This is a genomic window from Chryseobacterium sp. NRRL B-14798, from assembly GCF_050470705.1.
Classification (GTDB): Bacteria; Bacteroidota; Bacteroidia; order Flavobacteriales; family Weeksellaceae; genus Chryseobacterium; species Chryseobacterium cupriresistens.
The window spans coordinates 4,464,275-4,477,502 of record NZ_JBFLUL010000005.1 but is presented as its reverse complement, the minus strand read 5'-3'; the positions used below and the strand labels follow the sequence as shown (position 1 = coordinate 4,477,502).

The window sequence follows — 13,228 nt, the reverse complement described above, 5'->3', positions numbered from 1 at the left end:
ATTTGTACAAAATAAAAATTTAAAAATGAACACACCATCAGAATTAAAGTACACGAAAGATCACGAATGGATCAAGATCGAAGGTAACGTTGCTACAATCGGTATTACAGACTTCGCACAGGGAGAACTTGGAGATATCGTTTACGTTGATGTAGATACTGTAGATGATGATCTTAATGGAGGAGACGTTTTCGGAAGTGTAGAAGCAGTAAAAACTGTTTCAGACCTGTTCTTACCTATTTCAGGAAAAGTTATCGAGTTTAATTCAGAATTAGAAGATCAGCCTGAACTGTTAAATACAGATCCTTATGGAGACGGATGGATCATCAAATTGGAAATTGCTGATGGAGCAGATCAGTCAGAGTTACTTTCTGCAGATGATTACAAAGCGATCATTGGATAAGATTTCAAAAATATTTAGTAAGATACTGCCCATTTATTGGGCATTTCTTACTTATATGCTTCTCAAGCCGGGAGAAGAAAACCATGAATATTGGTTCATGTTCAGCGGTATCGACAAGGTTTTGCATGTAAGCATATTCGCAGCACTGGGTTTCTCTTTCATTGCTGCTTTTCCCAAAATAAAATTCTCATACTTTGTCCAGATCATCCTTATTTATGCTTTCCTTACAGAAATCCTGCAGGAAGAAATGGGACTGGGAAGATCGATGGAAACTTTAGATATCGTAGCAGATACCATTGGATGCTTATTAGGATATTATACCTATAAGTTATTAATCAAGCGTTTCTTTTAACACGCCTTTCAAATCATCACGATTTTATATCCATTTTTTATTCTCTCTTCACCAGTACATTTAAGCTTTTTCATCCTCCAACTTTCCAACTCTCGAACTTTTTTCAGGAGCTATTTCCTGCTATCCATTCATACTCCTCGCGCCGAGGCTTTCCCACGCTGTCACCCTGAGCGAAGCCGAAGGGTCCCCCCACCAAAAAACCACCCACCCTCCGAAGCAAGCTGCGGTGTAACCATTACTATCAGGGCTAGGGTAGGAGTCGTTAATGATAAGTGGTGAATGATGAATGATGAGGTTCGGGTTATTGTGTTGCGAGTTTCGGGTTTTTAGGTAGAAAAGGAATATTGGTTTTAATTTTCATATTGCTGATTTCTATGGAAACTGGTTATTGAGTATCAATCTCTATTCCCCTTGTGTTATTCCTCAGGAATCCCAACTTCTTTACGAGAGTCTTAAAAGAAGCAAAATGCCAATATAATGTCTAAGGCCTTTTAGCCGTTAGTATTAGCCATGTCATACTGAGCTGAACCGAAGCATTGTAATTAATTACGGGTGTAGGAGCTAAACCTTATTACTCTATATAATATATAAATATACTCTTTAGCATTTCCATCCTTCCCATTCTATTATAATATAAATGTATACAATAAAGCAGGCCCCTCTTATCTGTGTAAATCTGCGAGATCTGTGGGCAATGATCATCCCCATACATAAAAAACAACAATCTCCCTTCATTATATAATATATAATCTTCCATCAATAGGAGCGGACTATAATCGTGAGCTTAATCGAAGAAAGCTTATAGTCTGGTCTCTACTATATAATATATACCCTATTTAATCCTTCCACACCTCAAACCCTCGCATCCCGCACCCCGAATTATACCTCTCTCCCCCTCAAACACTCCCACGCTCCCACGCTCTCCCCCCCCCGATTCTCCAAACAAATGTTTAAAATTTTTCCCCCTGCTACCCAGTCCTTTAGGAACAAATATCACCGTAATGTAAAATTTATGTTAAATAAACTTGTTTTGCGTTGTGGGAAGTTCCTATCTTTGCCCCACTGAAAACGAGAGTAGAACAGTAGCGCAGAAGCGCCTTTAGATAGGCAGAGACAATATTACTTCAAAAAAGAGACGGACGAAAAAAACTTTAAAATTTTTTGTAAAAAAAGTTGCCGGTTTAAAAAGAGTTTGTATCTTTGCAGTCCCAATTAGAGGGAGCGCAGGAGTATAGAGATTGAGGTTTTGAGAAGGGTTAAGGTTACTTAAAAAACTTTAAAATTTTCTTCAAAAACATTTGGTCATTAAAAAATAAAGTTTTACTTTTGCACTCGCAAATACGGAGCGACACTGACAGAGAGATTGCTTCGTTGAAAAGCGGAAGATATAAAGATCATTGACATACAATATAACAACCAAGTAAGGAAAAACTAAAGCGTTAAAAACTTTGAGTGAGTCAGACAAACATACAATGGAGAGTTTGATCCTGGCTCAGGATGAACGCTAGCGGGAGGCCTAACACATGCAAGCCGAGCGGTAGAGATCTTTCGGGATCTTGAGAGCGGCGTACGGGTGCGGAACACGTGTGCAACCTGCCTTTATCTGGGGGATAGCCTTTCGAAAGGAAGATTAATACCCCATAATATACTGAATGGCATCATTCGGTATTGAAAACTCCGGTGGATAGAGATGGGCACGCGCAAGATTAGATAGTTGGTGAGGTAACGGCTCACCAAGTCTGCGATCTTTAGGGGGCCTGAGAGGGTGATCCCCCACACTGGTACTGAGACACGGACCAGACTCCTACGGGAGGCAGCAGTGAGGAATATTGGACAATGGGTGAGAGCCTGATCCAGCCATCCCGCGTGAAGGACGACGGCCCTATGGGTTGTAAACTTCTTTTGTATAGGGATAAACCTACCCTCGTGAGGGTAGCTGAAGGTACTATACGAATAAGCACCGGCTAACTCCGTGCCAGCAGCCGCGGTAATACGGAGGGTGCAAGCGTTATCCGGATTTATTGGGTTTAAAGGGTCCGTAGGCGGATCTGTAAGTCAGTGGTGAAATCTCACAGCTTAACTGTGAAACTGCCATTGATACTGCAGGTCTTGAGTGTTGTTGAAGTAGCTGGAATAAGTAGTGTAGCGGTGAAATGCATAGATATTACTTAGAACACCAATTGCGAAGGCAGGTTACTAAGCAACAACTGACGCTGATGGACGAAAGCGTGGGGAGCGAACAGGATTAGATACCCTGGTAGTCCACGCCGTAAACGATGCTAACTCGTTTTTGGAATGTAAGTTTCAGAGACTAAGCGAAAGTGATAAGTTAGCCACCTGGGGAGTACGAACGCAAGTTTGAAACTCAAAGGAATTGACGGGGGCCCGCACAAGCGGTGGATTATGTGGTTTAATTCGATGATACGCGAGGAACCTTACCAAGGCTTAAATGGGAAATGACAGGTTTAGAAATAGACTTTTCTTCGGACATTTTTCAAGGTGCTGCATGGTTGTCGTCAGCTCGTGCCGTGAGGTGTTAGGTTAAGTCCTGCAACGAGCGCAACCCCTGTCACTAGTTGCCATCATTAAGTTGGGGACTCTAGTGAGACTGCCTACGCAAGTAGAGAGGAAGGTGGGGATGACGTCAAATCATCACGGCCCTTACGCCTTGGGCCACACACGTAATACAATGGCCGGTACAGAGGGCAGCTACACTGCGAAGTGATGCAAATCTCGAAAGCCGGTCTCAGTTCGGATTGGAGTCTGCAACTCGACTCTATGAAGCTGGAATCGCTAGTAATCGCGCATCAGCCATGGCGCGGTGAATACGTTCCCGGGCCTTGTACACACCGCCCGTCAAGCCATGGAAGTCTGGGGTACCTGAAGTCGGTGACCGTAACAGGAGCTGCCTAGGGTAAAACAGGTAACTAGGGCTAAGTCGTAACAAGGTAGCCGTACCGGAAGGTGCGGCTGGAACATCTCATTTTAGAGCGTCTTAGGACGTTAAACAAAATTAGTATCGTAAGATACATCATACTTACTTAAAGCATAGCTTTAGTTTTTTGTTTGGTTGATTTATATTAAAAATACAAAACCCACTAGAAATTAGTAAAGGGATTGAGAGAGGCAAAGAAGATAAAAGCAGAGAGAGAAAGACGAAGAAATTAGTCTATTATCTATCAGTCTATCATCTTTTACGTCTAAAAGACAGTCTCGTAGCTCAGCTGGTTAGAGCGCTACACTGATAATGTAGAGGTCGGCAGTTCGAGCCTGCCCGAGACTACTAATTAAAGCGGTAAGCATTAAGCTGGAAGCAGTAGGCGATACGCCTAAAGCTTATAGCGTAAGGCCTGCAGCACCTAGAGGGGGAATTAGCTCAGCTGGCTAGAGCGCCTGCCTTGCACGCAGGAGGTCAAGGGTTCGACTCCCTTATTCTCCACCATCATAGATGGTTTAGTTTTAAAAAAGCAAATAGAGCCAAAAACAATATTTGCGAATTAAATCAGAAATAGATTTAAGATCATTGACATTAACGGTAAAGACATCACAAAGAGAAAACCGAGCGCATAAAGCGCTTGAGTAACCAATAGGAAAGAAATCGTTAAGGGCGTATGGCGGATGCCTAGGCTTTCAGAGGCGACGAAGGACGTGGTAAGCTGCGAAAAGCTGCGGGGATTGGCACACACGAATTGATCCGCAGATATCCGAATGGGGCAACCCGGCATATTGAAGATATGTCACCTCGCAAGAGGAGCAAACCCGGAGAACTGAAACATCTAAGTACCCGGAGGAAAAGAAATCGAAGAGATTCCGTAAGTAGTGGCGAGCGAAAGCGGATTAGCCCAAAAGTCTTTATATATTTAGAAGAATGTTCTGGAAAGAACAGCCATAGACGGTGATAGCCCGGTATTCGAAAGGTATATAGAGATGATAAATGAGTAGGGCGGGACACGTGAAATCCTGTCTGAATATGGGGGGACCATCCTCCAAGGCTAAATACTCCTGAAAGACCGATAGTGAACAAGTACTGTGAAGGAAAGGTGAAAAGCACTTCGAATAGAAGGGTGAAATAGAACCTGAAACCGTACGCCTACAAGCGGTCGGAGCAGCGTAATGCTGTGACGGCGTGCCTTTTGCATAATGAGCCTACGAGTTAATTTTACTAGCGAGGTTAAGGTATTAAGTACCGGAGCCGGAGCGAAAGCGAGTCTGAATAGGGCGCATAGTTAGTAGGATTAGACGCGAAACCTTGTGATCTACCCATGGGCAGGTTGAAGCTCTGGTAACACAGAGTGGAGGACCGAACCGGTTGACGTTGAAAAGTCTTCGGATGACCTGTGGGTAGGGGTGAAAGGCCAATCAAACTGGGAGATAGCTCGTACTCTCCGAAATGCATTTAGGTGCAGCGTCGTATATAAGTTTATTAGAGGTAGAGCTACTGATTGGATGCGGGGGTTTCATCGCCTACCAATTCCTGACAAACTCCGAATGCTAATAAATGTTCTACGGCAGTGAGGGCATGGGTGCTAAGGTCCATGTCCGAGAGGGAAAGAACCCAGACCAACAGCTAAGGTCCCCAAATATATGTTAAGTTGAAACAACGCGGTTGGACTGCATTGACAGCTAGGATGTTGGCTTGGAAGCAGCCATTCATTTAAAGAGTGCGTAACAGCTCACTAGTCGAGCGGTCCGGCATGGATAATAATCGGGCATAAACATATTACCGAAGCTATGGATTTATATTTTAGATATATCTGGTAGGAGAGCATTCTATTTGCGCCGAAGCAGTACTGTGAGGTATTGTGGAGCGGATAGAAAAGAAAATGTAGGCATAAGTAACGATAAAGCAGGCGAGAAACCTGCTCACCGAAAGACCAAGGCTTCCTCAGCCATGCTAATCAGCTGAGGGTTAGTCGGGACCTAACGCGAACCCGAAAGGGGTAGTGGATGGACAATGGGTTAATATTCCCATACTTGCTCACAATAAAAGGGGACGGTTGGATGTAGCTGCTGGAGACTGACGGAATAGTCAAGGCCTAGCCTTCGGGCGAAGCTGCTGTAGTGTAATCTGATCCAAGAAAAGCCGAAGTGAAGCAACCCGTACCAAAACCGACACAGGTGGTCGAGGAGAGAATCCTAAGGTGCTCGAGTGAGTCGTGGCTAAGGAACTAGGCAAAATAGTCTCGTAACTTCGGAAGAAGAGACGCCATCAGCAATGGTGGCCGCAGTGAAGAGGCCCAGGCGACTGTTTATCAAAAACACAGGACTCTGCTAAATCGAAAGATGCTGTATAGGGTCTGACACCTGCCCGGTGCTGGAAGGTTAAGGAAGGTGCTTAGCGTAAGCGAAGGCATTAACTGAAGCCCCAGTAAACGGCGGCCGTAACTATAACGGTCCTAAGGTAGCGAAATTCCTTGTCGGGTAAGTTCCGACCTGCACGAATGGTGTAACGATCTGGGCACTGTCTCAGCCACGAGCTCGGTGAAATTGTAGTATCGGTGAAGATGCCGATTACCCGCAATGGGACGAAAAGACCCTGTGAACCTTTACTATAACTTCGTATTGACTTTGAGTAAGTAATGTGTAGGATAGGTGGGAGGCTTTGAAGCAGGCACGCTAGTGTTTGTGGAGCCGACGTTGAAATACCACCCTTTACTTACTTGGAGCCTAACTTCTTTCAGAAGGACATTGCGTGGTGGGTAGTTTGACTGGGGTGGTCGCCTCCAAAAGAGTAACGGAGGCTTTCAAAGGTACCCTCAGCACGCTTGGTAACCGTGCGTAGAGTGTAATGGCATAAGGGTGCTTGACTGTGAGACCAACAAGTCGATCAGGTGCGAAAGCAGGACATAGTGATCCGGTGGTTCCGTATGGAAGGGCCATCGCTCATAGGATAAAAGGTACTCCGGGGATAACAGGCTAGTCTCCCCCAAGAGCTCACATCGACGGGGAGGTTCGGCACCTCGATGTCGGCTCGTCACATCCTGGGGCTGGAGAAGGTCCCAAGGGTTGGGCTGTTCGCCCATTAAAGTGGCACGCGAGCTGGGTTCAGAACGTCGTGAGACAGTTCGGTCTCTATCTATTGCGGGCGTTAGATGTTTGAGAGGGCTTGATTCTAGTACGAGAGGACCGAATTGAACAAACCTCTGGTGTATCAGTTGTACCGCCAGGTGCACCGCTGAGTAGCTACGTTTGGAAGAGATAAGCACTGAAAGCATATAAGTGCGAAACTCGCCTCAAGATGAGACATCTTTTAAGGGTCGTTGTAGATGACGACGTTGATAGGCTATAGGTGTAAAGACAGTAATGTCATAGCCAAGTAGTACTAATTACCCGTAGATTTATAGCCTATGGTTGCTATATGAAATTATAATATAATAAATGACAAGTTCTTTATGCGCAGCGAAGGTTTTGTCTTTGTGAAAGTTTTTATCGCTTAAAACGCAATAAGCTTAAGGCTTCAGGCCTAATGCTTAAAGCTATATACCTTCTTTAGGGTGGTTTTAGCGGTGGGGCTCACCTGTTCCCATTCCGAACACAGAAGTTAAGCCCACCAGCGCCGATGGTACTGCTAACGCGGGAGAGTAGGCCGCCGCCAGTTTTTATTTTATTTTTAAAAAATCCTTTATCATTGTGATAAAGGATTTTTTTGTTTTATACCCAAGCTAAGCTTATAAGCAATAAGCAATGAATAATAATTGATAAACGATACATCAATCAACTATCATTGATCAACTATCACTTATCACCTATCATTGATCACTTATGCTGGACAGCATACACTCCAATTGTCACTCCGTAGGAGTCTCAACAAAGTATCATCAAACAATTTTACAGTATCAAACCGTCTGAGTTAAAAAAATCATAAAGACTCTAATAAAGGAGGCTGGATTCCTGCGGAATGACACAGTAGGAAAGAAGCAGACCAAATAAAAAGAAAGACGCCATTGCAACCAATAACTCCATTGAAAGATAACCACGGAATCGGTATCCCGGACTTCGTTACATCATTTATAATTTATCATTGATGATTCATTCACCATCCTAGCCCCGATAGGAATGGTTACCCCGCAGCTGGGTTGGAGGGTGAATGGGTTGGAGTGTGGGACCCTTCGGCTTCGCTCAGGGTGACAACGCTGGGAGCGCAGGCGCGAGGAGTATGAATGGATAGCGGGAAACAGCTCCTGAAATCATCTTTCACTTATTTTGTTAATCTCCATAATTCAAATTATCATCCTCTAAGGATCCAAGAGCCTAAAATAATGAAGATTGCAAAGTATGGCGCTTAGACCCTAAGGATGACTTAAAGGCTGTAAAGATTCTAATGCTAATAGATAATTTATTATCTGTTTAAATGGCCTTTCGATTAATTAAATAGCTATGGAGATGTTGCACTTTTCTGTATTAAACAATAAAAGTAAATAACATTGATGTAATTTATTTCTTATCCCACCAAATTCGACCTTTTATATCGCTTTCACTGGCTCCAAATTCAGGATCCTGCTTCATTTGGTCCAGTGCTTCCTTTTGATTTTGATAATTTAGATTGTCTTTTGAAGGAGTGGGAAGAACAATTCTTCTTGGCATTATTAACAGAACTCCGGACTCACTGAATGGATTTTCCAGCTTAAGCGCAGTCGATACATTAGGCAATCCTGTTCTTTTAATCAATGCCCATACTTCATTGGGTTGCTTGAAATAGTTTAAATATTCCTGAATGATAATCTGTTCCAGGGCTAGTGATGGATCAAATTTGATTTGAGGCTGCTTTAGATAAGCTAAAATATCGGTATTATAGGCTGTTTTATAATCATCTACCAATGCTTCTTTGGCAATATAATTATAGGTTTCAATAGATGCTGTGATTCCTTGTTCATAAAGATCTTTTACATTACCAGGAATAAGATTTCTTGCAGCCAGTTCTGCTTTCAACAGAGAATAATCAGCATAGGTAAGAATTGGGAATATAGCATTTCCTGTCCCAATAATACCTTTTGAAATATTTTCCGGCCTCCATATTCTATATTGCAATCTTGAAATGGTATCATAATTCACTCCGTTTAATAATCTTTTTGCTGAAGTATAATAACGACTCATATCCGCTGAAACCATGTTGGGGCTGACAAAGCCACCAACATAACGCTGGCTTTCCGTAGCTTTTTTCATTTTACCGGCTGCTACCAGCTTATCTATATTTTCCTGGGAATAATCATTTTCCTGGAAAAATATCGATATTCTGGGATCTTTGCTTTCATTCATAAAGTCAACCATAGGTTTTGCAGCAGACATGCCTACAGGATTAAAATTACCATGCTCCGTAAGCCTTTTAGTCCGTAACATGAAGCTCTCTGCCGTACCGTTAATTTCATCCCTTGATAAAACCTGTACAGCAATGGCAGTCAGTTTGGCAGGATTTCTTTTCATGAGTCTTGACGCAATTTTTAATCTGAGTGAATTAGCTACCCGTTTCCATTTGCTTATATCACCCTTAAAGAATAAGTCTTTATCTCCCGGATCTACCTGTACAGATTGATCAGCACTTTGAATTGCAGTATATACATCGTTTAACTGCTTGTCAAAAACATCATACAATTGTTCCTGTGTTTCATATTTAGGAGTTTGTGTTCCCCCGTAGCGGGCCTGGAATGCTTCTGTATAAGCTATACTTCCATTCACATCTGTTACATACCATGCATAATAAACTTTTAAAATCGTGGCAATACTTTTAATGTTCACGTATTTTTTTTGATCTTCAGCCGGCATATGATCAATTTTGTATATAATGTCTGTAAGTAAAGCACCATGATCTCCATAAAAGATATCTTTTCTTTGATTCATATTGGAGCCGTCAGCCATAAACTGAGGAGAATTGCCTGTGCTGGGAACCAACGTCTGAGTCCAGGGCATAATTCTGCGGTAGTAATCATAGTAGTATTCAAAGCTGCCATCAAATCCTTTCATAATTGCCAAAGGCAAAAGTTCTTCAGGTGTAGCTTTTATTTTATCTACCGGATTGGTGTTAATCTCAGCAAAATCACTGGTACAAGATACAAACAGAGAAAACGATAGCGTAAGTATAAGTATTTTTTTCATTTTTGATAATTTTTAGAATAAGAAATAACTAGAATGAGAAATCCAGATTAAATCCTATATACCTCGACATAGGTGCACCTCCATATTCAGCAAAGCTACCTGCGCTGTTGGAATATTTTCCTTCAGGATTTATTCCATCTGGTAATTTATTGTAGATATAGAATAAGTTTCTACCGATAAGGGAGAGGTTGAGAGTATTGACTCCAAGAGATTTGATGATTTCTGGTTTAAAGGAATAGGTCAGGCGTGCTTCACGTAGGGAGACCCATGTATTTTCAAACACAGCCTGCTCCCGGATACCATTTCCCCATGAGGCTAATCTGTTGTAGTAGGAAGATGTTTTTACGGGATTGATCCACCCTTTTTCATAAGCTTCCTGATAAGTCATACCGCTTACATCTCTGGTGACTCCTTGTTTATCCTTTATGATGGAATTCTGGCCAAATACTCCATCGGGAATTACCCCGTATTGAGTGTTGCCCTGCGAATCAATATATTTGATTCCACCTCTTTCTTCATCCCTGTACCTTAATGTGGATGAAAGGTTGCCAAACTGAACACCATAATTGTATGTGGCAGAAAGAATATCACCCCCTACTCTTGCATCAATCAGTAGACTTAAAGATAAATTTTTATACCTGAAAGTATTTCTGAAACTGGCTAAAAAATCAGGAGTTAACTTTCCTACCGTAGTATATCCCTGGTTTTGGTAAGAATCTGATCTCAGGTAAGAGCCATCAGCTTTCAGCACTTTCATTCCGTTTCTGGGATCATCAATTTTATTACCATTCGCATCCAATGCCTGATATCTTGCATAGGCATATTTGGTCTGTATCAAACCGTATTGCTGGCCAGGTATTGCTATACTTTTTACGTCAGTGCCCATGGCCCAGTTCAGGACATATTCCGTAACTCCTGGATAGAGCTCAATAAGTTTATCCCTGTTTTGAGAAAATGTAACTGTGGTATTCCATTTGAAGTTAGGTAGTTTCACCGGAATTGCGTTGACAATTACCTCTATGCCTTGATTTTGCAGATTTCCGGCATTAATCTGCTGCTGACTGAGTCCTGATTCTTGTGGCAAAGGAAGTGTTAACAGCTGATTGGTAGTATTGGTCTTATAAAAAGAAACATCAAAATCCAGCCGGTTATTGAAAAAGGCCATATTTAATCCAAATTCTATGGATCTGCTCAATTCATTTTTTAAATTTAAATTCGCAAGAGAATTACTATTGAAACCCACTAACGGAATGCGCACGCCATCAGGGGAATTATAAGCAGAAGGGTCGGGTCTGTAATAGAGACCGGAACTTGTGTTGTATGGCGAAGTATCTCTTCCCACCCATGCCAGACTTCCTCTCAGACTTCCGGAATTGATCCATTTTGGAAGTTTAAAAGAATTAGAAAATATCCAGTTTCCAACAAATGAAGGATAAAAATAGCTTATACTTCCATGTCCATCAGGGTATGCCAATGTGGAAGACCAGTCGTTTCGACCTGTAATGTCAATGAATAGCTGATCTTTCCAGGCGAAATTAGCAAAAGCATACAGTCCCTGAATTCTTTTCGGCGACTGATTACCATCGGTATAATAGACCTCGCTTCCTGCCGGATCTATTGAGTTCTGGATCTGGAAAACGCCAGGAGAATTAAGCCCTCCATTAGTCCATTGCCTTGTGGCTTTGTATTTGGATCTGAAGTCTTCTCCACCAACAGATGCATTAAGAGTAATATTTTCCGACAATTTGAAGTTGGCATTCAATAAAAATTTTGTAGTATATTGTTCTTTTCTACCTTCCAAAATACTATAGCCACCGCCATTAAATCCGGGGTTTTCTCCAAGTATTTTAAATTCATTCAGGAAATCATAATTATTGAAGTTGCCTGATATCATTAAGTTTAACCAGTCTGTTAGCTGGGATCTGAGCTCAAGCCTGCCTATATAATTGTTTTCTTTCTGGGTTCTTGTGTTCTGGAAAATGTTAAAATAAGTAGACGTCATACCATAAGGATCCGCACTGTCTTGTTTCCTTCCCCCATTTACAGGATCCAGATAATTGTTTTTCCAATAAACAGCATCAAAACTTCTTGGAGTGCCATATATAAAACTGAAGAGAGGACTTTCATTTCCTCCCTGAGGTACGGGGTTCTGCCCGAAAGACCGGTTATAGTTGAAACTTGCATCTACCTGCAAATATTTACTAAACTGATGGGTTACACGGATAAAATAAGCGTTTTTTATAAACTTATTACGGGGAAGAATACCTTCAGCTTCCTGATTGGTATAACTCAACAGAATAGTAGATTTATCATTTCCTCCGGAGAGTTCGAATGAATTTTTACGATCAAATCCTACCTGATAAATATCCTTATAATTATCCGGCTGAGGATTCCATAGAATTGTTCTTCCATCAATATCCTGTACAGGTTTTCCGTCAAATTTTGGCCCGTAGCTGTAAAAAAAATTGTTGGGATCTATAAAACGGTTTCCATTAGTATCCGTTGAAAAGTTGGATCCAAAACCGGCACCAAATTCATTCTGAAACCTGGGGCTGCTATAGACGTGCTGTGTAGTAAGAGAAGAATTTATCCTGACACCTAATCCATTCGTACCTTTTCCTTTCTTGGTTGTAATGACAATAACCCCGTTAGCAGCCCGTGAACCATAAAGTGCAGATGCTGCAGCACCTCTTAATATGGAAACGGACTCAAAAACATCTGAGTTAAGGTTTTTCATTTCATTACCGAAATCGTAACCGGAACCCCAGGAATCCGCACCGGTTACTCCATTGTCAATAATTACTCCATCAACTACTATCAGCGGCTGGTTATTGTTGCCTAATGATGTATTTCCACGGATCTGGATCCTTGCACTGGACTGCGGGCCTCCGGATCCTGCCGTTATTTCTACCCCCGGCAGTTTTCCCTGAAGAGCCTCCATAGGGTTAACGACCCCAGCCTGAGTAATGTCTTTGGTCTCAACCTTGGTAATGGCATAGCCTAGTTTTCTCTGATCTCTTTTTATCCCAAGTGCAGTAACAACAACTTCATCAATTTGTTTATTCTTTATAGAATCCTTCTTTGACTTTTGACCACTTAGGTGGTTTGTACTCAATAGAAAACAAAAAACACCAACAGCCAAGGGAAGTCTTGTACTTAATTGTTTCATTTTGTTCATCATTTGCTTATTACTGCAATATTAAAAAAAAATATGGCACGAATGTTATAAATTGAAATATAAAGTGTTGGTTATCAGTATTTAATGTTTTGTGTTTTATTGTTTAATGTTGATTTTAATGTATAATATTCTGTAATTGATAATATTGAAAATATAAGAAATGATTATATATTACTTATCTGTGAATTTTATTTTTTTTTGCTTT

Annotated in this window: 4 protein-coding genes, 2 tRNA genes and 3 rRNA genes; 7 read left to right on the top strand and 2 right to left on the bottom strand. The window is 41.6% G+C overall.

Annotated elements, in window-relative coordinates; genetic code table 11:
• Window positions 1-25: 25 nt before the first annotated feature.
• The 7 genes from gcvH to rrf all read left to right on the top strand — a co-directional run bounded on the left by gcvH (window position 26) and on the right by rrf (window position 7,353).
• Window positions 26-403, top strand: coding sequence for a glycine cleavage system protein GcvH (gene gcvH / locus AB1278_RS20530; protein WP_047098621.1), 378 nt, complete (start codon window positions 26-28; stop codon window positions 401-403).
• Window positions 378-755, top strand: coding sequence for a VanZ family protein (locus AB1278_RS20525; protein WP_202840546.1), 378 nt, complete (start codon window positions 378-380; stop codon window positions 753-755). Before gcvH ends, AB1278_RS20525 begins: the two co-directional genes overlap by 26 nt.
• Before the next feature lie 1,469 nt (window positions 756-2,224).
• Window positions 2,225-3,741: ribosomal RNA gene (locus AB1278_RS20520) — 16S ribosomal RNA — on the top strand.
• A 223-nt stretch (window positions 3,742-3,964) separates the two neighbouring features.
• Window positions 3,965-4,038, top strand: a tRNA-Ile gene (locus AB1278_RS20515).
• 82 nt (window positions 4,039-4,120) lie between these two features.
• Window positions 4,121-4,197, top strand: a tRNA-Ala gene (locus AB1278_RS20510).
• Between the two features lie 149 nt (window positions 4,198-4,346).
• Window positions 4,347-7,101 (top strand): 23S ribosomal RNA (locus tag AB1278_RS20505).
• A gap of 144 nt (window positions 7,102-7,245) precedes the next feature.
• Window positions 7,246-7,353 (top strand): 5S ribosomal RNA (gene rrf / locus AB1278_RS20500).
• Together the 16S, 23S and 5S rRNA genes with 2 tRNA genes alongside form the textbook arrangement of a ribosomal RNA operon.
• An 836-nt stretch (window positions 7,354-8,189) precedes the next feature.
• On the opposite strand, the gene AB1278_RS20495 is transcribed toward rrf, so the two are convergent.
• Window positions 8,190-9,845 (bottom strand): SusD/RagB family nutrient-binding outer membrane lipoprotein, encoded by a 1,656-nt coding sequence (locus AB1278_RS20495; protein WP_429816695.1) that lies wholly within the window; start codon window positions 9,843-9,845, stop codon window positions 8,190-8,192.
• Window positions 9,846-9,873: 28 nt separating this feature from the next.
• Window positions 9,874-13,014: a SusC/RagA family TonB-linked outer membrane protein gene (locus tag AB1278_RS20490; RefSeq protein WP_429816693.1), complete on the bottom strand. Its 3,141-nt coding sequence runs from the start codon at window positions 13,012-13,014 to the stop codon at window positions 9,874-9,876.
• Between the last annotated feature and the right edge of the window lie 214 nt (window positions 13,015-13,228).